Below are 20,605 nucleotides of genomic sequence, written 5' to 3'. Positions count from 1 at the left end.
CAGCCCCTGCCACTGCTCGACACTGACCCCGGCATTCGCCAGCAGGCGCGGCACCGCCAGCCACGCCGCGCCGACCGCCAGTGCCAGGAGCAGCAACAGCAGCAGGAGAACGGTGCGCAGGCGGGGAAACGACATGCGAAAACCTCGGTGGAAACGGCCAGCCTTGCCCGACAGGGTCCGGGCCTTGGCCTACAGGCTGGCCGTCTGGCGCGGGAAGTTCAAGGGATGCCAGTGATATTCCCTGCACAACCGACTATATTGCCGACATTCCCCCAAGCTCATTGCTCGACTTCAGAGTCCTTCCCATGAGAACCCAGCATCAAAGCCGCCGCGAACTGGACAAGATCGACCGCAACATCCTGCGCATCCTGCAGGAGGAAGGCCGCATCTCCTTCACCGAACTGGGCGAGCGCGTCGGCCTCTCCACCACGCCGTGCACCGAGCGCGTGCGCCGGCTGGAGCGCGAGGGAATCATCATGGGCTACAACGCCCGGCTGAACCCGCAGTACCTCAAGGCCAGCCTGCTGGTGTTCGTCGAGATTAGCCTGGACTACAAGTCCGGCGACACCTTCGAGGACTTCCGCCGCTCGGTGCTCAAGCTGCCCCACGTGCTGGAGTGCCACCTGGTGTCGGGCCACTTCGACTACCTGGTAAAGGCGCGCATCTCGGAGATGGCCTCCTACCGCAAGCTGCTGGGCGACATCCTGCTCAAGCTGCCCCACGTGCGCGAATCCAAGAGCTACATCGTGATGGAAGAGGTGAAGGAAAGCCTCACCCTGCCCATCCCGGACTGAAAAGCGCCCAGCTTCCCCGTCGTTCGCGGCAAGCTCATCGGCGTTATTTACAACTTCCCGGCGTTTTTTCCCGCGTGGCTCTTGGCTGCGCGGGAAGTCGGCGTTTATCCTGCGTAAAATTTTAACAACACAAAAATCAGGATATCGCACATGAACGCCCGCGTTCACCAGCCGGCGCACGCCGACCAGCACGCCCCGTCCTACTACGCCGCGAGCGTCAATCGCCGCCTCGAAGTACCGCCCCTGGCCGGCGAGGAAAAGGCCGACGTGTGCGTCATCGGCGGCGGCTTCTCGGGGCTGAACACGGCCATCGAACTGGCCGAGCGCGGGCTTTCGGTGATCCTGCTGGAAGCCCACCGGATCGGCTGGGGCGCCAGCGGTCGCAACGGCGGCCAGCTGATTCGCGGCGTCGGCCATGGCCTGGAACAGTTCGTACCGGTGGTGGGCGCCGACGGCGTCCACGCCATGAAGCTGATGGGCCTTGAAGCGGTGGAAATCGTCCGCCGCCGCGTCGAGCAGTATTCCATCGACTGCGACCTGAGCTGGGGCTACTGCGACCTGGCCAACAAGCCCTCGGACGTCGAAGGCTTCCAGGAAGATTTCGACGAGTTGAAAAGCCTCGGCTACCGCCACGAACTGCGCATGGTCGCGAAAGAGGACATGCGCTCGATCGTCGGCTCCGATCAATACGTCGGCGGCATGGTGGACATGGGCTCGGGCCACCTGCATCCGCTCAACCTCGCCCTCGGCGAGGCCGCCGCGGCGCAGAGCCTGGGCGTGAAGCTGTTCGAGAACTCCGCCGTCACCGCCATCGACTATGGCAGCGAAGTGCGCGTACGCACCGCCAAGGGCAGTGTGCGCGCGAAAACCCTGGTGATCGCCTGCAACGCCTATCAGAACGGCCTGAACCCCTATCTGGACGGCAAGGTGCTGCCCGCCGGCAGCTACGTGATCGCCACCGAGCCGCTGTCCGCCGATCAGGCCCGAGCCCTGCTGCCGCAGAACATGGCGGTGTGCGACCAGCGCGTGGCGCTCGACTACTACCGGCTCTCCGCCGACAACCGCCTGCTGTTCGGCGGCGCCTGCCACTACTCCGGGCGCGACCCGGCGGACATCGCCGCCTACATGCGGCCGAAGATGCTCAAGGTATTCCCGCACCTGGAAAACGTGCGCATCGACTACCAGTGGGGCGGCATGATCGGCATCGGCGCCAACCGCCTGCCGCAGATCGGCCGCCTGCCCGACCAGCCCAACGTGTACTTCGCCCAGGCCTACGCGGGCCACGGGGTGAACGCCACGCACCTGGCCGGCAAGCTGCTCGCCGAAGCCATCACCGCGCAGCAGGGCAGCGGCTTCGAGCTGTTCGCCAAGGTGCCGCACATCACCTTCCCCGGCGGCAGGCTGCTGCGCTCGCCGCTGCTGGCCCTGGGGATGGCCTGGTACCGCTTCAAGGAAACCCTCGGCGGCTGACCGCCAGCGCGATCCAGCGGCTAGAATCTCCCGCAGCCCGTCACCGGCGGGCTTGTCGGAGACTCCTCTTTGCTTCCACGCCTGCTCCTGTTGATCCTGCTGGCCCTGGCTGGCTGCGCCAGCGCGCCGCCGCCCGAGCCTTCGCACGTGCTGCCAGTGCAGGGCACGCGCCTGGACAACGAGATCAGCGAGCGCGCCGCGGCGCATCCCGGCCAGTCCGGCTTCCACCTGCTGGCCTCCAGCGTCGACGCCTTCCTCGCCCGCGCCGAGCTGATCCGCAAGGCCCAGCGCAGCCTCGACGTGCAGTACTACATCGTCCACGACGGCCTCACCACCCGCGCCCTGATCCGCGAGCTGCTGCACGCGGCGGACCGTGGCGTGCGCGTGCGCATCCTGATCGACGACACCAGCAGCGACGGCTGGGACTATGAGCTGGGCAACCTCGCCGCCCACCCGAACATCCAGGTGCGCCTGTTCAATCCGTTGCACCTGGGCCGCAGCACCGGTGTCACGCGCAACCTCGGGCGGTTGTTCAACCTCTCAGAACAGCACCGGCGCATGCACAACAAGCTGCTGCTGGCGGACAACAGCGTGGCCATAGTCGGCGGCCGCAACCTGGGCGATGAATACTTCGACGCCAAGGCCGAGATGAACTTCAGCGACCTCGACCTGATGGGCGTCGGCCCGGTGGCGCAGTCGCTGGGGCAGAGCTTCGACCAGTACTGGAACAGCCGTATCAGCCGCCCCATCGAAGATTACCTGTGGGGCGACCCGGACCTCGACGAGCTCGACCGCATGCGCCACAAGCTGGACCGCTACCTGGCCAAGGAGCGGGTGAAGAGCTCCAGCTACATTGCCCGGCTCAACCGCAACAGCGACCGCCCGCACCTGCAGGACTGGCTCGACGACCTGGTCTGGGCGCCGGGCAAGGCAGTCTGGGACACCCCGCTGAAAGTCCTCGACCACGGCGACCCGAAGGGTGAATACCTGCTCAGCACCCAGCTGCAGCCCCTGTTCGACGGGGTGTCGAAGGAACTGATCCTGGTCTCGGCCTACTTCGTGCCGACCAGCGCCGGCGTCGACTACCTGACCCAGCGCGCCGACCGCGGAGTCAGCGTGCGCCTGCTGACCAACTCGCTGGAGGCGACCGACGTGCCCGCCGTGCACGCCGGCTATGCGCCCTATCGGCTGGAGCTGCTGGAGCACGGGGTGAAGCTCTACGAGCTGCGCGCCGACCCGGACCAGCGCCTGTCCGGCGCGCCGTGGATGGTGCGCGGGTCGAGCAGCGCCAGCCTGCACAGCAAGGCGGCGGTGTTCGACCAGCAGCAGGTGTTCGTCGGCTCGCTGAACTTCGACCCACGCTCGGTGCTGTGGAACACCGAGGTCGGCATCATCGTCGACAGCCCGGAACTGGCCGACCAGGTGCGTCGCCTGGCGCTGGCCAGCATGTCGCCGCGCGTCAGCTACCAGGTGAAGATCGCGCCGGACAGCGACCCGCCGAAGTTGGTCTGGATCGAAGAGCGCGGCGGCAAGCTGGTGGCGCTGGACCGTGAGCCGGGCAACGTCTGGCGCCGGCTCAACGCGTGGATCGCCGGCGCCATCGGGCTGGAGAAGATGCTCTAGGAGCGCTCCTGCTGCAACTCGGCGCTGGTCGAGCGCATCACCGGCGGCAAACCGCGCAGGCTCACCAGGATCACGAATCCGGCCGCCCCCAGCGCCATGACCAGCGGCAACGCATGGCCACTGATCCACTGGCTGGCCGCGCCGGTGGCCAGCGGCCCGATCAGGCAACCGATGCCCCAGAGCTGGGCGATGTGCGCGTTGGCGCGGACCAGCGCGTCGTCGCGATAACGCTCGCCGATGAGGATCAGCGACAGGGTGAACAGCCCGCCCGCACTGGCGCCGAACAGCACCAGCACCGGCCAGATGGCGAGGTGCTGCAGCAGCAGTGGCATGGCCAGGCTGCTCAGGCAGAGCACGATGCCGCAGCCCTTGAACAGCGTCTGTCGCGAGATGCGGTCGGCCAGCCAGCCGATGGGCAGTTGCAGCAGCGCATCGCCGACCACCACGGTGCTGACCATCGCCAGCGCCACCGCCTGGGTGAAGCCCTGCTGGATGCCATAGACCGGCAGCAGGGTAAGGATCATCGCCTCGAAGCCGGCGAACAGCACCACCGCCCAGGCAATCGCCGGGAGCTGGCCGCAGAAGGCGAACAGCCCGCGCCCGTTGGCGCTGTGCGGGTCGACCTTGGGCGCGCCGGTCCGCCCGAGCAGCAGCAGGGAACCCCCCACCAGCAGGCAGACGCTGAACCAGAAACCGCGGTTGTCGGCAGTGCCGATGAAGGTCAGCAGCACCGGGCCGGACAGCTGGCTCAGCGCGTAGCCGGTGCCATACAGGGCGACCAGGCGGCCGCGCCATTTCTCGATGGCCAGCTGGTTGATCCAGCTTTCACCGAGAATGAACACCACGGTCAGTTGCACGCCGATCAGCAGGCGCAGGATCAGCCAGATCGGGTAGCTCTGCAGCAGCGCCAGCAGGCCGACCGAGAAGGCCCCGGAAAGCAGGCACAGGCGCATCAGCAGCGGCGTGCCAACCCGCGCGGCGAGACGCCCGGCGATCATCGCACCCAGCAGCACGCCCACGGCTGGCGTGGAAGCCATCACGCCGATGGCGAAGTTGCCGTAGCCCCAGCCTTCCAGGCGTAACGAAACCAGCGGCATGGTCAGGCCCAGGGCCAGACCGATGCTGATCACGGCAGCACACACAGCGAAATACGGTCCCCAACGCATTGTCTTTCTCCCGTTCCATCCGGAGCGCACGCCAGGCGCGAGGGTGCCCGATGCGCAATGCACAGCGGCCGGGCTTCCCTGAGGGAAACCCGGCCGCGGGTGTGGCTCTTTGTCAGAGCCGGCCCCTGACTCGGGGCCGACCTGCTTCAGCCGAGGATCAGAGTTTGATCCAGGTGGCTTTCAGCTCGGTGTACTTGTCGAACGCGTGCAGCGACTTGTCGCGGCCGTTGCCGGACTGCTTGAAGCCACCGAACGGCGCGGTCATGTCGCCGCCGTCGTACTGGTTCACCCACACGCTTCCGGCACGCAGTGCCTTGGCGGTCAGGTGGGCCTTGGACAGGTCGCTGGTCCACACCGCGGCGGCCAGGCCGTACGGGGTGTCATTGGCGATGCGCACGGCTTCTTCGGCATCGGTGAACTCGATGACCGACAGCACCGGGCCGAAGATCTCTTCACGGGCGATGCGCATGGCGTTGGTCACGCCGTCGAAGATGGTCGGCTCGACGTAGGTACCGCCAGTCTCTTCCAGGGTGCGCTTGCCGCCGGCCACCAGCTTGGCGCCGTCGTCGTGGCCAGCCTGGATGTAGCTCAGCACGTTGTTCATCTGGGTGGTGTCGACCAGCGCACCGACGTTGGTTTCCGGGTCCAGCGGGTTGCCCGGTTTCCAGGCCTTGATGGCTTCGACGACCATCGGCACGAACTCGGCCTTGATCGACTTCTCCACCAGCAGGCGCGAGCCGGCGGTGCAGACTTCGCCCTGGTTGAAGGCGATGGCGCTGGCGGCGGCTTCAGCAGCGGCTTTGAGGTCCGGTGCGTCGGCGAAGACGATGTTCGGGCTCTTGCCGCCGGCTTCCAGCCAGACGCGCTTCATGTTGGATTCGCCAGCGTAGACCATCAGCTGCTTGGCGATCTTGGTCGAACCGGTGAACACCAGGGTGTCGACGTCCATGTGCAGGGCCAGGGCCTTGCCGACGGTGTGGCCGAAGCCCGGCAGGACGTTGAACACGCCTTTCGGAATGCCGGCCTCGATGGCCAGCTGGGCGATACGGATGCCGGTCAGCGGGGATTTCTCGGAGGGCTTCAAGATCACCGAGTTACCGGTGGACAGCGCCGGGCCGAGTTTCCAGCAGGTCATCAGCAGGGGGAAGTTCCACGGCACGATGGCGGCAACGACGCCGACCGGCTCGCGGGTGACCAGGCCCAGTTCGTTGTGGGCGGTGGCGGCCACTTCGTCGTAGATCTTGTCGATCGCCTCACCGCTCCAGCGCAGGCTGTTGGCGGCGCTGGACACGTCGATGCTCAGCGAGTCGCTGATCGGCTTGCCCATGTCGAGGGTTTCCAGCAGGGCCAGTTCCTCGGCGTTCTCCAGCAGCAGCTCGGAGAAGCGGATCATGACCTTCTTGCGCTTGGCCGGGGCCAGGCGCGACCAGGAGCCGGAGTCGAAGGCGGCACGGGCGACCTGCACGGCACTTTCGGCATCGGCCAGGTCGCAGCTGGCGACCTTGGCCAGGAAGCGGCCATCCACAGGGCTGATGCAATCGAAGGTGGCGCCGGATGCGGCGTCGACGTATTCACCGTTGACGAAGGCGCGGCCTTCGATCTTCAGGTCCTTGGCGCGAGCTTCCCAATCGGCGCGAGTGAGGGTACCCATGACAACGTGTCCTCTTATTAATGTACTTATCAGGTGCAGGCGCCCGGCGGGCGCGCTGTCAAATATTCCGCAAGGCGGAGCAAACGCATGCTGTTCGCCACCCTAAACCGGAGACCGCCAATTTTCAATATTTTTTACACTATGCGGCCAAATGGCCTTGTCACGTTCGTTTTATTAAACATAGACTGCCCTGATTCGTCGGCTGATGGTTTTCCGACAGCCGCTTCGGAGTAAATATCCAACAGCGCTGCGCGTGCCCGCACGCACTCTCGCCAACAACTCTAAAGAACCGAGACCGCCATGAACGTCGAGCAGATCGTCGATTTCGCCCAGGCCACCACCGCCCCCGAACACTACCGCCCCGCCCCGGAGCGCATCATCAAGGGCGATCCGGCGCAGAACGTGCGCAACCACTACGCCAGCGACTGCGGCCAGTTCAACGTGGGCATCTGGGAAGGCGAGCCGGGACACTGGAACGTCAGCTACACCGAGCACGAATACTGCGAGATCCTCCAGGGCGTGTCGGTGATCCGCGACGCCAACGGCGGCGCCAAGACCGTGCGCGTCGGCGACCGCTTCGTCATCCCGGCCGGCTTCAGCGGCACCTGGGAGGTGCTGGAGCCCTGCCGCAAGGTCTATGTGATCTTCGAACAGAAGGCCTGATCGCCCGAACACGAAAAAGCCCGCCGATCGGCGGGCTTTTTTTCGTCCGCGATCTTCGCAAGGGAAAATCGCAGGCAAGAAAAAACCCGCCACGAGGGGCGGGTTTCTTCACAAGGGCGAAGATCAATTACTTGATCTTGGCTTCCTTGTAGATCACGTGCTTGCGAACAACCGGATCGTATTTCTTGATCTCGATTTTCTCAGGCTTGGTACGCTTGTTCTTGTCGGTGGTGTAGAAGTGGCCGGTACCGGCGCTGGACACCAGACGGATCAGTTCGCGCATGACTGCAGCTCCTTAGAATTTTTCGCCGCGGGCGCGCAGGTCGTTCAGAACGGCCTCGATGCCACGCTTGTCGATGATACGCATGCCTTTGGCGGAAACGCGCAGACGCACGAAGCGCTTCTCGGATTCAACCCAGAAACGGTGGTGCTGCAGGTTCGGCAGGAAACGGCGGCGGGTTTTGTTGTGTGCGTGGGAAATGTTGTTCCCGGTAACCGGACCCTTACCGGTCACTTGGCAAACTCTCGACATGGCTCAGCCCTCTGTAAACCACATGCCAAACCCGGCATGGGTTGGCTGCTTAACTCAATAGGATTCTCAGTTTCACCGGGGTCTTAACTGCCGCTTCGCCGCGAGCGAGTCGCAGGATCAGGCAGGGCCCCAGAAAAGAGCGCAGCTTTATATCAGAAAGGCGCTCCGCGCTGCAAGGGAAAGCATGACTCGGAAAAGCCGACGCCAGCCCCCGTGGGGCGCGGCACCGGTGCCGTTCGTCGCCTGTCATCGTTGTGACGGGCGGCAGCTTGGTCTAGGGTAGCTCCTTCGAGGCTGCCAACAGCCTTGCATGACCCGCCCAGCCTCGCGGATGGGCATCTTGCCAGCTCACACGGAGTTCGTCATGCGTCTTGCCCTTCTCGCCCTCCTTCTTTCCCCTGCCCTCGCCAGCGCCGCGTCGCTGAGCGTGTGCACCGAAGCCAGCCCCGAAGGCTTCGACGTGGTCCAGTACAACTCGCTGACCACTACCAACGCCTCGGCCGACGTACTGATGAACCGCCTGGTGGACTTCGACGCCGCCCGCGGTGAAGTGGTGCCGAGCCTGGCCGAGAGCTGGAAGGTCTCCGACGACGGCCTGACCTACGACTTCCAGCTGCGCGACGGCGTGGCCTTCCACCACACGGATTACTTCAAGCCCACCCGCACGCTTTCCGCCGACGACGTGGTGTTCAGCTTCCAGCGCATGCTCGATGCGGCCCAGCCCTGGCACAAGGTCGCCCAGAGCGGCTTCCCGCACGCCCAGTCGATGCAGCTACCGAGCCTGGTCAAGGCCGTGGAGAAGGTCGATGAGCACCACGTGCGCTTCAGCCTCAACCACCCCGATGCCACCTTCCTGGCCATGCTCAGCATGGGCTTCGCCTCCATCTATTCCGCCGAGTACGCCGACCAGCTGATGAAGGCCGGCACTCCCGAGAAGCTCAACGCCCAGCCGATCGGCACCGGTCCCTTCGTCTTCAAGCGCTTCCAGAAGGACGCCGTGGTGCGCTACGCCGCCAATGCCGAGTACTTCGGCGGCAAGCCGGCTGTGGATAACCTGGTGTTCGCCATTACCCCGGATGCCAGCGTGCGCCTGCAGAAGCTCAAGCGCGGCGAATGCCAGATCGCCCTGTCGCCCAAGCCGCTCGACGTGGAAGCCGCCGCCAAGGACTCCAGCCTCAAGGTCGAACAGACCCCGGCCTTCATGACCGCCTTCGTCGGCATCAACAGCCAGCATCCGCCGCTGGACAATCCCAAGGTGCGCCAGGCGATCAACCTCGCCTTCGACAAGGGCAGCTACCTGAAAAGCGTGTTCGCCGGCAGCGCCACCGTCGCCGATGGCGTCTACCCGCCCAACACCTGGAGCTACGCCAAGGACATCCCCGGCTACCCGCGCGACCTGGACAAGGCCCGTGCGCTGCTGGCCGAGGCCGGGCACAAGGACGGCTTCAAGACCACCATCTGGACCCGTCCGTCCGGCAGCCTGCTCAACCCCAACCCCAGCGTCGGCGCGCAGCTGCTGCAGGCGGACCTGGCGCAGATCGGCATCCAGGCCGAGATCCGCGTGATCGAGTGGGGCGAGCTGATCCGCCGCGCCAAGGCCGGCGAGCACGACCTGCTGTTCATGGGCTGGGCCGGAGACAACGGCGACCCGGACAACTTCCTCACCCCGCAATTCTCCTGCGCCAGCGTCAAATCCGGGCTGAACTTCGCGCGGTACTGCGACGAGAAACTCGATGGCCTGATCAGCCAGGGCAAGACGGTGGCCGACCAGGCCAAGCGCAGCGCGCTGTATCACCAGGCCCAGCAGATCATCCATGACCAGGCCCTGTGGCTGCCGCTGGCGCATCCGACCGCCTCGGCGCTGACCCGCCAGAACGTCAAGGGCTACGTGGTGAATCCCTTCGGCCGCCAGGACTACTCGAAGGTGCAGCTCTGAGCCGCGAATTGCTCGACCGCCTGCTGCCGCAGTTCCAGTTCGCCGAGCGCCACTCGCTGACCATGCGGGCGGCGCCCGGGCAGGTGCTGGATGCGGTGAGCCAGCTGACCGCCGAGCACGATCCGCTGGTGCAGCGTTTCCTGCAGATCCGCGAGGCGCCGGCGCGGCTTGCCCTGCGCCTGGGGTTGAGCAATGCGCTGGCGGAGCGCCCGCGCTTCGGCCTGCAGGAGTTCACCCTGCTGGGCCGCGAGGGCGACAGCGAGATCGCCTACGGACTGATCGGGCGCTTCTGGCGCAGCGACTTCGGCCTGCGCCCCTGCGCCGACGGCGACGCCTTCCGGGGCTTCGCCGAGCCCGGCACGGCGAGGCTGGTGCTGCATTTCTCCTGTGAACCGGCGGAGCAGGACGGTTTCATCCACGTCCGCACGGAAACCCGCGTGCATTGCCCTGACCGCCGCAGCCGGCTGCTGTTCACGCCCTACTGGCTGGCCATCCGCCCGGTCAGCGGGCTGATTCGCCGGCGCCTGTTGCGCGACATCCAGCGGCGCACCTCAGACCATCCCCAGCTCAGCCATTGATTGCGGCTCACCGTCACCGACGATGAAGTGATCCAGCACGCGCACGTCGATCAGCGCCAGCGCCTGGATGATGCGCCGGGTCAGCAGGTCGTCGGAGTGGCTCGGTTCGCAGATGCCCGAAGGGTGGTTGTGCGCGAGGATCAGCGCCGCGGCGTTGTGCGCCAGGGCGCGCTTGACGATCTGCCGCGGGTAGACGCTGGCGCTGTCGATGGAGCCGCGGAACAGCACCTCGAACGCCAGCACCCGGTGGCGGTTGTCCATGAACAGGCAGGCGAACACCTCATGGGGCTCGTGACGCAGCCGCGCCTTGAGGAAGTCGCGCACGGCCTGCGGGCTCTCCAACGCCGAATTGCGGCTGAGCTGCTCGGCGAGATGGCGCCGGGCGATTTCCAGTACCGCCTGCAACTGCACGAACTTGGCGACGCCCAGGCCCAGGTGACTGCAGAACGAGTCCAGATCGGCTTCCAGCAAGGCACGCAGGCTGCCGAACTCGCCCAGCAGGCGCCGAGCCAGATCGACGGCGCTGCAACCGGCCACGCCGGTGCGCAGGAAGATGGCGAGCAGCTCGGCGTCGCTCAGGCTCGCCGCTCCTCTTTCGAGCAGTTTTTCCCGCGGGCGCTCCGCCGCAGGCCAGTCACGAATACTCAAGGGACCTCCCCGTCAGGCCGCCCGCTGTTCCGGCGCAGGCGCTGTGCTATCTTAGCCCCCTCGCTTCGCGCAGCCGGAGGCCTGGGGAGGCGTCGCCGGCTTCAGCGCGCGTCATCCATTTCCGTATTTAAGGCTGGCCTATGCAGCGGCTCTATCGTAAACGCATCGTTCTGGGCGTCGGCGGCGGTATCGCCGCCTACAAGAGCGCCGAACTGGTCCGCCGGTTGCGCGACCAGGGCGCCGAGGTGCGTGTCGTGATGACCCAGGGCGGCCGCGAGTTCATCACCCCGCTCACGCTCCAGGCCCTTTCCGGCCATCCGGTCCATCTGGACCTGCTCGACCCCGCCGCCGAAGCGGCCATGGGCCACATCGAGCTGGCCCGCTGGGCCGATCTGGTACTGATCGCCCCCGCCACCGCCGACCTCATGGCGCGCCTGGCCCAGGGCGTGGCCAACGACCTGCTGACCACCCTGGTGCTGGCCACCGACGCGCAGGTCGCCCTCGCCCCGGCGATGAATCAGGCCATGTGGCGCGACCCGGCCACCCAGGTGAATGCCGAACTGCTGCGTTCGCGCGGCCTGCACTTCTTCGGCCCCGCCGCCGGCAGCCAGGCCTGCGGCGACGTCGGCCTGGGGCGCATGCTCGAGGCCACCGAACTGGCCCAGCTGGCCGCCGACTGTTTCGAGTTCAAGGCCCTGACCGGCCAGCACATCCTGATTACCGCAGGTCCCACCCAGGAAAACATCGACCCGGTGCGCTACATCACCAACCACAGCTCGGGGAAGATGGGCTTCGCCCTGGCCGAGGCGGCCGCCGAAGCCGGCGCCCGCGTGACCCTGGTGACCGGTCCGGTGCACCTGCCCACCCCGGATCGGGTGAGCCGCGTCGACGTGGTCAGCGCCCGCGACATGCTCGCTGCCTGCGAAGCGGCGATGCCGGCGGACATCCTCATCGCCTCCGCCGCCGTGGCCGACTACCGTCCGGAACTGGTCGCACCGCAGAAACTGAAGAAAGATCCCACCAAGGGTGACGGTCTGCTCTTGCAGCTGGTGCGCAATCCCGACATCCTCGCCACCCTCTCGCTGCGCGAGGACCGGCCCTTCAGCGTCGGCTTCGCCGCGGAGACCGAGAACCTGCTCGAATACGCTTCGCGCAAGCTCAAGGACAAGAATCTCGACCTGATCGTCGCCAACGACGTCGCCAATCCGTCCATCGGCTTCAATAGCGAAGAGAACGCCATCACGGTCATCGACCGCGAATTGCACAAGACTGCGTTCGCCCAGACCAGCAAGGGCAAGATCGCCCGCCAGCTGATCGCCTTCATCGCCGAACGCATCAATCGACACTGAGAATTCAATGCACTCCCTGCAAGCCAAGATCCTCGATCCCCGCCTGGGCAGCGACTTCCCGCTGCCGCAATACGCCACCCCGGGTTCCGCCGGCCTCGACCTGCGCGCCATGCTCCAGGAGGACTGCGTCCTTGAGCCGGGCCAGACCGTGCTGATTCCCACCGGGCTGTCGATCTACGTTGCCGATCCGGGCCTCGCCGCGCTGATCCTTCCGCGCTCGGGCCTGGGCCACAAGCACGGCATCGTGCTGGGCAACCTGGTCGGGCTGATCGACTCGGACTACCAGGGCGAGCTGATGGTCTCCTGCTGGAACCGCGGCCAGACGGCCTTCAGGATCGCCATTGGCGAGCGCATCGCCCAATTGGTGCTGGTGCCGGTGGTGCAGGCGCATTTCGAGCTGGTCGAGACCTTCGACGAAACCCAGCGCGGCGCCGGCGGCTTCGGTCACTCCGGTAGCCATTGACCTTTCCCTTTTCAGGATGAATCGCCGAGGAGACGTTGCATGAAACTTTTCCAACGCACTGCCAAGGACAGCGCCGATCTGCCGGAACTCGTGCCGGCGGAGAAGCCCGTCAAAGGACCGGCTTCCAGGGTCGACCTCAAGCCGCTGCTACCCTCATTCGTCCTCACCCTGGGCGGCGTGGCGGCAGCCGGTGCGCTGCTGTGGTTCAGCCTGTTCGGCCAGGCCGACAGCGCGCATGTCGCCCAGCTGAGCAATGCCTGGTCGGAAAACCAGGCCGGCGCGCTGCGCCAGTCCCTGAGCCTGCTGGCCGCGGACAGTCGCGCCATGGCGGGCGATGCGCAATTGCTGCCCACCCTGCAGAGCAATGACCCGACGCGCATCGCCGCGCTGGAGAAGGCGCTGACCCAGGGCCATCTGGATGGCCTGGTGGACGTCCACCTCAATGCCAACGGCCAGGCCGTGCAGGACACCGCCCGCCCCGGCCCGCTGAACTACGCCGCGCTGGACATGCTGCACCGCGTCGAGAGCGGCCAGGCCGTGGCGCCGGAAGCCTACAAGGTCGGCACCCGCTGGCTGGTGTACAGCCCCACCGCCCTGCGCGCCGCCGACAATTCGATCCAGGGCTCGCTGCTGCTGGTGGTGGACCTGCAACGCCTGCTCGGCAATCTGCCACCGATGTCCGCCGATATCGGCCAGTTGAAGCTTTCCCAGCAGTTCGGCAATTCGCCGGCGCAGGTCCTGCTGCAACGCGGCCAGGCCGGCGACGCCGCGCCGATGGAGCTGCCCAGCGGCAATCCGAACTGGAAACTGAGCTTCACCCCCGGCCCGGGCGTCACCGGCCAGCTGTACTCGCCGGCCCTGCTGGGCATCGCTGCGCTGCTGGCACTGGTGGGCGGCCTGCTCGGCCTCTATCTTGCGCAAAGTGCGATGCAGCGCCGCGTCAGCAAGGATGCCCAGGCTCTGGGGCAGTTCATTCAGGAACTCGCCGGCCAACGTACTGCCAAAGCTCCTGAGCTGAGCCTGCCGAGCCTGCAGGCGCTGGCTCAGGCATTGGCCCGCCAGCCACGCCGCAAGACCGAGACACCCAGCGCCAGCGCCCCGACCGCCAGCGCCGACACGCCATTGGTCGATCCGCTGTTCCAGAACACCGACATTCTGGACATCGACATTCTTGATGAAGACCAGGATCTCCTGGGATTGGAGCACACATCCGCTATGAGCACGCCTAAAGCCCCGCAGCTGCCCGCCAGCATCTTCCGCGCCTACGACATCCGTGGCGTGGTCGGCGACACCCTGACCGCCGAGACCGCCTACTGGGTCGGCCGCGCCATCGGTTCCGAAAGCCTGGCGCGCGGCGAGCCGTGCGTTTCCGTGGGCCGCGACGGCCGGCTGTCCGGCCCCGAACTGGTTCAGCAACTGATCCAGGGCCTGGTCGACTGCGGTTGCCAGGTCACCGACGTCGGCATGGTCCCCACGCCGGTCCTGTACTACGCCGCCAACGTCCTGGAAGGCAAGTCGGGCGTGATGCTCACCGGCAGCCACAACCCGCCGGACTACAACGGCTTCAAGATCGTCGTCGCCGGCGAGACCCTGGCCAACGAGCAGATCCAGGCCCTGCGCGAACGCATCCAGAACGAAGACCTCGCCTCCGGCGTTGGCAGCGTGCAGCAGGTCGACATCCTGCCGCGCTACTTCCAGCAGATCCGCGACGACATCGCCCTGGCCAAGCCGCTGAAAGTGGTGGTGGACTGCGGCAACGGCGTGGCCGGCGTGATCGCCCCGCAGCTGATCGAAGCCCTGGGCTGCACCGTGATCCCGCTGTACTGCGACGTCGACGGCACCTTCCCCAACCACCATCCGGACCCGGGCAAGCCCGAGAACCTGGAAGACCTGATCGCCAAGGTGAAGGAAACCGGCGCCGACCTGGGCCTGGCCTTCGACGGCGACGGCGACCGCGTGGGCGTGGTGACCAACGAAGGCACCATCATCTACCCCGACCGCCTGCTGATGCTGTTCGCCAAGGACGTGGTATCGCGCAACCCGGGCGCCGACATCATCTTCGACGTCAAATGCACCCGTCGCCTGATCTCCCTGATCAGCGGCTACGGCGGCCGTCCGGTGATGTGGAAGACCGGCCATTCGCTGATCAAGAAGAAGATGAAGGAAACCGGCGCCCTGCTCGCTGGCGAGATGAGCGGCCACATCTTCTTCAAGGAACGCTGGTACGGCTTCGACGACGGCATCTACAGCGCCGCGCGCCTGCTGGAAATCATCAGCCTGGACAAGCGCGACGCCGAACGCGTGTTCTCCGCGTTCCCGCTGGACATCTCCACCCCGGAAATCAACATCACCGTCACCGACGAGGGCAAGTTCGCCCTGATCGAGGCGCTGCAGGCCCGCGGCCAGTGGGGTGAAGCCAACCTCACCACCCTCGACGGCGTGCGTGTGGATTACCCCAAAGGCTGGGGCCTGGTACGCGCCTCCAACACCACCCCGGTGCTGGTCCTGCGTTTCGAGGCGGACTCCCAGGACGAACTGGAACGCATCAAGGAAGTGTTCCGTACCCAGCTGAAAGCGGTCGATCCCGCCCTCAGCCTGCCCTTCTGACCCTGTAGCACTCATGCCGGAGCCCACCATGACCCAGAGCCGCGATGACGCCGCCCAGGTTGCCCGCGTCCTTGCCGAAGCCCTGCCCTACATCCGCCGCTTCGTCGGCAAGACGCTGGTGATCAAGTACGGCGGCAACGCCATGGAGACGGACGAGCTGAAGAACAGCTTCGCCCGCGACGTGGTGCTGATGAAAGCCGTCGGCATCAACCCGGTGGTGGTCCATGGTGGTGGTCCGCAGATCGGCGACCTGCTCAATCGCCTGTCGATCGAGAGTCACTTCATCGATGGCATGCGCGTCACCGACGCGCAGACCATGGACGTGGTGGAAATGGTCCTCGGCGGCCAGGTGAACAAGGACATCGTCAACCTGATTAACCGGCATGGCGGCAGCGCCATTGGCCTGACCGGCAAGGACGCCGAGCTGATCCGTGCGAAGAAGCTCACCGTCACCCGCCAGACGCCGGAGATGACCAAGCCGGAAATCATCGACATCGGCCACGTGGGCGAAGTTACCGGGGTCAACGTCGAGCTGCTGAACATGCTGGTGCAGGGCGACTTCATCCCGGTCATCGCGCCGATCGGCGTGGGCGCCAACGGCGAGTCCTACAACATCAACGCCGATCTCGTGGCCGGCAAGGTGGCCGAGGCGCTGAAGGCCGAGAAGCTGATGCTGCTCACCAACATCGCCGGCCTGATGGACAAGCAGGGCCAGGTGCTCACCGGCCTGACCACCGAGCAGGTCAACGAGCTGATCGCCGACGGCACCATCTACGGCGGCATGCTGCCGAAGATCCGCTGCGCCCTCGAAGCGGTACAGGGCGGCGTGACCAGCGCGCACATCATCGATGGCCGCGTACCCAACGCCGTGCTGCTGGAGATCTTCACCGACAGCGGCGTCGGCACCCTGATCACCAACCGCAAGCAGCGCTGATCAGAAGACACCCGCCAGGAGCGATCCTCGCGGGTGTTTTTCCGTCTGGAGCATCCGCATGGCCGCGTCCCCCGTTTCCCGCAACGACTTCAGCTTCTTCCACGGCCTGCGCGTGCGCTGGTCGGAGGTCGACCCGCAGGGCATCGTCTTCAACGGCAACTACCTAACCTATGCCGATGTCGCCACCACCGAGTACTACCGCCATCTGGGCGTGAGCTATCCGGCGGACCTGCTGCGCGGCGGCGGCGACCTGTTCGCGGTGAAGACCACCCTGGAATACCTGGCGCCAGCGCGCTTCGACGACTGGCTGGAAATGGGCGTGCGGGTCAGCCGACTGGGCCGCAGCAGCCTGACCTTCCAGGTGTCGATCTGGTGCGAGGAAACCCTGCTGACGCTGGGCGAGCTGATCTATGCCTACGCAGGCGATGACCGGACGAGCCAGCCCCTGCCGGACTGGCTGCGCGGGAAGATCAACGAATTCGAGCGCTGCTCGCCCCAGCAGTAAGCGCGGCGAGCGACCGGCTCAGTTGCCGCCGGAAATCTGGGCGAAACGCGCCCGGTCGGCGGCGAAACTGTCCTGCGCCTGGGTGCGCAGTTGCTGGTAGCGAGCGATGTCCTGCTGCAAACGGCGCTCGTCGTCACGCAGGTTGCTCAGTTGCGTCACCAGATCTTCGGGCACCTGGCGTCCGGCGCGCTCCTGGTCAGCGGCGCGAGCCTGCAGGTTGGCCTGCTGGGTCTTGAGTGACTGCAGGTTGCCCTTGGCCACGCTGGCCAACCCATCGAGCTCGGCCAGCTTGCGATCGCGGGCGCGATCAACGTCTTCCACGCTGGTGTACAGGCGCATCAACTGCTGATCGGAACTGGCGCGGGCGGCGTCCGCCTTGCGCTGCTCGATCTCGGCGGCGGTCGGCGCCGGCGGTACCTCGCGGATCACCCGGCCCTGGTCGTTGAGCACCTGGTAACCCTTGCCGATGTACTGCGGCGGCACGCCCAGACGGTCGATGACGGTGATGCCCTTGTCATTGACGTAACGGTACATCTCGACCTGGCCGGCCGGCTGCCCGGCCGCCAGCGCACCGCCCGCGAGCATGGCTCCCAGAAGGCCCATCAACACCCTGTAACGGTAAGCACCCTGCTTGGCCATGCCCGACACCCTTGTTCCGGTTAGATACCGTACTGCGCCCGATACGCCTCGACCGCCGGCAGATACTGCTTGAGCTGCGCATCGCCAGCCAGATACTCCAGCACCTGTTCCAGCGAAACAATGCTGACGACCGGAATCGAAAAGTCCCGCTCGACTTCCTGGATCGCCGACAGCTCGCCCTTGCCGCGCTCCTGGCGGTTCAGCGCGATCAGCACGCCGGCTGCCTGGGCACCCTGGGCGTCGATGATCTGCATGACCTCGCGGATCGCAGTGCCGGCGGTGATCACGTCATCGATGATCAGCGCGCGGCCGGCCAGCGGAGCGCCGACCAGCGTGCCGCCTTCGCCATGGTCCTTGGCTTCCTTGCGGTTGAAGCACCAGGGCAGGTCGCGACCGTGCTGTTCCGCCAGCGCAATGGCTGTAGCGGCCGCCAGCGGGATTCCTTTATAGGCCGGGCCGAACAACACGTCGAAAGGTATGCCGCTGTCGACCACCGCGCTGGCGTAGAAACGACCCAGCTGCGACAGCGCAACGCCGGTGTTGAACAAACCGGCATTGAAGAAGTACGGACTGGTGCGCCCGGACTTGAGAGTGAATTCGCCGAAGCGAAGAACGCCGCGCTCGATGGCGAAGCGGATGAAATCGCGTTGATATGGCTGCATGGGAGAAAACCGGCCGGTATGAATTTAGCTAAACCGTTTGAGCTCGGGTATCATACACACACGTGATTTTGGGGGCCATTTATGCGGATCATCAGTGTGAACGTGAATGGTATTCAGGCTGCAGCCGAGCGTGGTTTGCTCAGTTGGCTGCAAGCCCAGAATGCCGACGTGATCTGCTTGCAGGATACCCGCGCCTCCGCTTTCGATCTGGATGACCCATCCTACCAACTGGATGGCTACTTCCTGTACGCCTGCGATGCCGAAGTGCCCAGTCAGGGCGGCGTCGCAATCTATAGTCGTCTGCAACCCAAGGCTGTCATAAGCGGCCTGGGTTTCGAGATGGCCGATCGTTACGGGCGCTACCTGCAAGCCGATTTCGACAAGGTGAGTATCGCCACTCTCCTGCTGCCTACCGGGCAGGAAGGGGACGAGAACCTGAACCACAAGTTCAAGTTCATGGACGATTTCGCCCAGTACATGAACAAGCAGCGCCGCAAGCGCCGCGAATACATCTATTGCGGCTCGCTGTACGTCGCGCACCAGAAGCTGGACGTGAAGAACTGGCGCGAATGCCAGCAATCCCCGGGCTTCATGGCGCCGGAGCGCGGCTGGATGGATGAGATCTTCGGCACCATGGGCTACGTCGACGCCCTGCGCGAGGTCAACCGCGAAGGCGACCAGTACAGCTGGTGGCCGGAAAGCGAACAGGCCGAGCTGCTCAACCTGGGCTGGCGTTTCGACTATCAGATCCTCACGCCGGGTCTGCGCCGCTTCGTGCGCAACGCCAAGCTGCCGCGCCAACCGCGCTTCTCGCAGCACGCGCCGCTGATCGTCGATTACGACTGGACCCTGAGCATCTGAGTCCTGACTCGTAAACCGCCTTTGGGGCGGACAGAAAAAAGCCGGCTCAGCGCCGGCTTTTTCGTGCCCGGGATTACTTGATCGGGCGCCAGGTGAAGGGATAGCGGTAATCCAGCCCTTCGTTGGCCTTGATCCCGGCAATGATGGTCAGCACCAGCGCGCCGATGCTCACCAGCCCCAGCAGGAAGAAGCCGATCACCACCAGCATCAGCAGGAAGCTGACCAGCACCGCAAGGCTCACGGTGATCTGGAAGTTCAGCGCTTCCTTGCCCTGACGGTCCACGAACGGGTCCGATTCACGCTTGATCTGCCAGACGATCAGCGGCCCGAGCAGGTTGCCGAAGGGGAAGATGAAGCCGAGGAAGGCGGCGAAGTGGCAGAACATCGCCCACTGCCGGGCCTCCTGGCTCGGCTGAACCTGTTGTACCGGTACTTCGTCGCTCATCCTTTGCTCCTTGCACTTGAATCGGGCGGAGTTCACCGCCCATCGGATCAGTCTGCCAGCGCGGCGCGCTGCAGCTCGAACAGTTCGCGCAGGCCCTGCTGCGCCAGTTCCAGCATGGCATTCAGCTCGGCCGGCTGGAAGGGCGCGCCTTCGGCGGTGCCCTGGACTTCGATGAAACCGCCGGCATCGGTCATGACCACGTTCAGGTCGGTCTCGGCGGCGGAGTCTTCCAGGTAATCCAGGTCCAGCACCGGCTCGCCCTGGTACATGCCCACGGAAACCGCGGCCACCATCTGCTTGAGCGGGTTGCCCTTGAGCGCGCCACGCTTCTTCAGCACGGCCAGGGCATCGATCAGCGCCACGGTGGCGCCGGTGATCGAGGCGGTGCGGGTGCCGCCGTCGGCCTGGATCACATCGCAGTCGATGTACAGCGTGTTCTCGCCCAGCTTGGACAGGTCCAACGCGGCACGCAGGGAGCGGCCGATCAGGCGCTGGATTTCCAGGGTGCGGCCACCCTGCTTGCCGCGCGCGGCTTCGCGCTGGTTACGCTCGCCGGTGGAACGCGGCAGCATGCCGTATTCGGCAGTCAGCCAACCCTGGCCCTGGCCCTTGAGGAAGCGCGGCACACCGGATTCGGCGCTGACGGTGCAGATCACCTTGGTGTCGCCGAACTCGACCAGCACGGAGCCCTCGGCGTGCTTGGTGTAATGGCGGGTGATACGGATCGGGCGCAGTTGGTCGGCGGCGCGGCCACTGGGACGGTTCATGGAGGCATCCTGTACAGATTGCTGGCGGGGGAATGTCCGCCATTATAGAGGCCAGGGGACCGGCGCAACCACCGCCGGCGTGCGGCTGCGCGCTACGCTGGGGTACAATTACCGGTTTCCGACGACCTGTCGGCCGTTTTCCCAGTCCTTTTCAGAGAGGTGACTCCATGGTCCATAGCATGACCGCCTTCGCCCGCGTCGAGCGCGCCAGCACCCATGGAACCCTGAGCTGGGAGCTGCGCTCGGTCAATCACCGCTACCTCGAACCCAACCTGCGCCTGCCCGAAGCCTTCCGCGACCTCGAAGGCGCGG

Annotated in this window: 22 protein-coding genes; 13 read left to right on the top strand and 9 right to left on the bottom strand. The window is 65.7% G+C overall.

Annotated features, from left to right (window positions below; all coding sequences use genetic code 11):
• The first annotated feature begins 305 nt into the window (after window positions 1–305).
• The 3 genes from dadR to ACCC94_RS16065 all read left to right on the top strand — a co-directional run bounded on the left by dadR (window position 306) and on the right by ACCC94_RS16065 (window position 3,887).
• Window positions 306–794 (top strand): transcriptional regulator DadR, encoded by a 489-nt coding sequence (dadR, locus tag ACCC94_RS16075; protein ID WP_015479539.1) that lies wholly within the window; start codon window positions 306–308, stop codon window positions 792–794.
• A 150-nt stretch (window positions 795–944) separates the two neighbouring features.
• On the top strand, window positions 945–2,264 hold the full coding sequence (locus ACCC94_RS16070) for an NAD(P)/FAD-dependent oxidoreductase (protein ID WP_413350483.1): 1,320 nt from the start codon (window positions 945–947) through the stop codon (window positions 2,262–2,264).
• A gap of 69 nt (window positions 2,265–2,333) precedes the next feature.
• A complete protein-coding gene (locus ACCC94_RS16065) occupies window positions 2,334–3,887 on the top strand; it encodes a phospholipase D family protein (RefSeq protein WP_413350482.1) in 1,554 nt (517 codons plus the stop codon).
• On the opposite strand, the gene ACCC94_RS16060 is transcribed toward ACCC94_RS16065, so the two are convergent.
• Window positions 3,884–5,053 carry an MFS transporter gene (locus tag ACCC94_RS16060; protein ID WP_413350481.1) on the bottom strand — a complete coding sequence of 390 codons (1,170 nt, stop codon included), beginning with the start codon at window positions 5,051–5,053 and terminating at the stop codon, window positions 3,884–3,886. The two genes, ACCC94_RS16065 and ACCC94_RS16060, sit on opposite strands and share 4 nt — an antisense overlap.
• 157 nt (window positions 5,054–5,210) lie before the next feature.
• Entirely contained in the window at window positions 5,211–6,704 is a 1,494-nt protein-coding gene (locus ACCC94_RS16055; RefSeq protein WP_045217682.1) for an aldehyde dehydrogenase, read from the bottom strand.
• Between the two features lie 300 nt (window positions 6,705–7,004).
• Here ACCC94_RS16055 and ACCC94_RS16050 point away from each other — a divergent pair, with 300 nt between their 5' ends.
• Window positions 7,005–7,367, top strand: coding sequence for a cupin domain-containing protein (locus tag ACCC94_RS16050; RefSeq protein ID WP_184596583.1), 363 nt, complete (start codon window positions 7,005–7,007; stop codon window positions 7,365–7,367).
• Window positions 7,368–7,494: 127 nt separating this feature from the next.
• On the opposite strand, the gene rpmG is transcribed toward ACCC94_RS16050, so the two are convergent.
• Together rpmG and rpmB are read right to left on the bottom strand one after the other, a co-directional pair.
• A complete protein-coding gene (gene rpmG / locus ACCC94_RS16045; protein WP_017520721.1) occupies window positions 7,495–7,650 on the bottom strand; it encodes a 50S ribosomal protein L33 in 156 nt (51 codons plus the stop codon).
• A gap of 12 nt (window positions 7,651–7,662) precedes the next feature.
• On the bottom strand, window positions 7,663–7,899 hold the full coding sequence (rpmB, locus tag ACCC94_RS16040) for a 50S ribosomal protein L28 (protein WP_009614118.1): 237 nt from the start codon (window positions 7,897–7,899) through the stop codon (window positions 7,663–7,665).
• Window positions 7,900–8,263: 364 nt separating this feature from the next.
• On the opposite strand from rpmB, the gene ACCC94_RS16035 reads away from it, so the two are divergent.
• Together ACCC94_RS16035 and ACCC94_RS16030 are read left to right on the top strand one after the other, a co-directional pair.
• Window positions 8,264–9,835 (top strand): ABC transporter substrate-binding protein, encoded by a 1,572-nt coding sequence (locus ACCC94_RS16035; RefSeq protein WP_413350480.1) that lies wholly within the window; start codon window positions 8,264–8,266, stop codon window positions 9,833–9,835.
• An 8-nt stretch (window positions 9,836–9,843) separates the two neighbouring features.
• Window positions 9,844–10,413, top strand: coding sequence for a hypothetical protein (locus ACCC94_RS16030; RefSeq protein WP_413350479.1), 570 nt, complete (start codon window positions 9,844–9,846; stop codon window positions 10,411–10,413).
• Here ACCC94_RS16030 and radC read toward each other — a convergent pair.
• A complete protein-coding gene (gene radC, locus ACCC94_RS16025; protein WP_413350478.1) occupies window positions 10,387–11,061 on the bottom strand; it encodes a RadC family protein in 675 nt (224 codons plus the stop codon). The two genes, ACCC94_RS16030 and radC, sit on opposite strands and share 27 nt — an antisense overlap.
• Before the next feature lie 140 nt (window positions 11,062–11,201).
• On the opposite strand from radC, the gene coaBC reads away from it, so the two are divergent.
• From coaBC to ACCC94_RS16000, 5 genes are read left to right on the top strand one after another with little or no spacing between them, the layout of a single operon-like run.
• Window positions 11,202–12,410 (top strand): bifunctional phosphopantothenoylcysteine decarboxylase/phosphopantothenate--cysteine ligase CoaBC, encoded by a 1,209-nt coding sequence (gene coaBC / locus ACCC94_RS16020; protein WP_413350477.1) that lies wholly within the window; start codon window positions 11,202–11,204, stop codon window positions 12,408–12,410.
• A 7-nt stretch (window positions 12,411–12,417) separates the two neighbouring features.
• Window positions 12,418–12,873, top strand: coding sequence for a dUTP diphosphatase (dut, locus tag ACCC94_RS16015; RefSeq protein ID WP_413350476.1), 456 nt, complete (start codon window positions 12,418–12,420; stop codon window positions 12,871–12,873).
• A 39-nt stretch (window positions 12,874–12,912) separates the two neighbouring features.
• A complete protein-coding gene (locus ACCC94_RS16010; protein WP_413350475.1) occupies window positions 12,913–15,480 on the top strand; it encodes a phosphomannomutase/phosphoglucomutase in 2,568 nt (855 codons plus the stop codon).
• Window positions 15,481–15,508: 28 nt separating this feature from the next.
• Window positions 15,509–16,414 carry an acetylglutamate kinase gene (gene argB / locus ACCC94_RS16005; RefSeq protein ID WP_413350474.1) on the top strand — a complete coding sequence of 302 codons (906 nt, stop codon included), beginning with the start codon at window positions 15,509–15,511 and terminating at the stop codon, window positions 16,412–16,414.
• A 58-nt stretch (window positions 16,415–16,472) separates the two neighbouring features.
• Window positions 16,473–16,919 (top strand): acyl-CoA thioesterase, encoded by a 447-nt coding sequence (locus tag ACCC94_RS16000; RefSeq protein WP_413350473.1) that lies wholly within the window; start codon window positions 16,473–16,475, stop codon window positions 16,917–16,919.
• A gap of 18 nt (window positions 16,920–16,937) precedes the next feature.
• Here the strand turns inward: ACCC94_RS16000 and ACCC94_RS15995 are convergent, their stop codons facing one another.
• Together ACCC94_RS15995 and pyrE are read right to left on the bottom strand one after the other, a co-directional pair.
• On the bottom strand, window positions 16,938–17,522 hold the full coding sequence (locus ACCC94_RS15995; RefSeq protein WP_413350472.1) for a DUF4124 domain-containing protein: 585 nt from the start codon (window positions 17,520–17,522) through the stop codon (window positions 16,938–16,940).
• 56 nt (window positions 17,523–17,578) lie between these two features.
• Window positions 17,579–18,220: an orotate phosphoribosyltransferase gene (gene pyrE, locus ACCC94_RS15990; RefSeq protein ID WP_413350471.1), complete on the bottom strand. Its 642-nt coding sequence runs from the start codon at window positions 18,218–18,220 to the stop codon at window positions 17,579–17,581.
• Window positions 18,221–18,301: 81 nt separating this feature from the next.
• Here pyrE and ACCC94_RS15985 point away from each other — a divergent pair, with 81 nt between their 5' ends.
• The gene (locus ACCC94_RS15985; RefSeq protein ID WP_017520710.1) at window positions 18,302–19,081 is read left to right on the top strand and encodes an exodeoxyribonuclease III; all 780 of its coding nucleotides are present in this window, start codon (window positions 18,302–18,304) and stop codon (window positions 19,079–19,081) included.
• A gap of 73 nt (window positions 19,082–19,154) precedes the next feature.
• Here the strand turns inward: ACCC94_RS15985 and ACCC94_RS15980 are convergent, their stop codons facing one another.
• Both ACCC94_RS15980 and rph read right to left on the bottom strand, forming a co-directional pair.
• Window positions 19,155–19,526 carry a DUF4870 domain-containing protein gene (locus ACCC94_RS15980; protein WP_413350470.1) on the bottom strand — a complete coding sequence of 124 codons (372 nt, stop codon included), beginning with the start codon at window positions 19,524–19,526 and terminating at the stop codon, window positions 19,155–19,157.
• Window positions 19,527–19,573: 47 nt separating this feature from the next.
• The gene (gene rph, locus ACCC94_RS15975) at window positions 19,574–20,293 is read right to left on the bottom strand and encodes a ribonuclease PH (protein WP_015479557.1); all 720 of its coding nucleotides are present in this window, start codon (window positions 20,291–20,293) and stop codon (window positions 19,574–19,576) included.
• Window positions 20,294–20,460: 167 nt separating this feature from the next.
• On the opposite strand from rph, the gene ACCC94_RS15970 reads away from it, so the two are divergent.
• On the top strand, window positions 20,461–20,605 hold a 145-nt coding region (locus ACCC94_RS15970; protein ID WP_413350484.1), incomplete at its 3' end, for a YicC/YloC family endoribonuclease.

The sequence above is a fragment of the Pseudomonas sp. Pseusp97 genome, assembly GCF_047304025.1.
Taxonomy (GTDB): domain Bacteria; phylum Pseudomonadota; class Gammaproteobacteria; order Pseudomonadales; family Pseudomonadaceae; genus Pseudomonas.
This window is presented reverse-complemented; position numbering and strand designations above follow the sequence as displayed.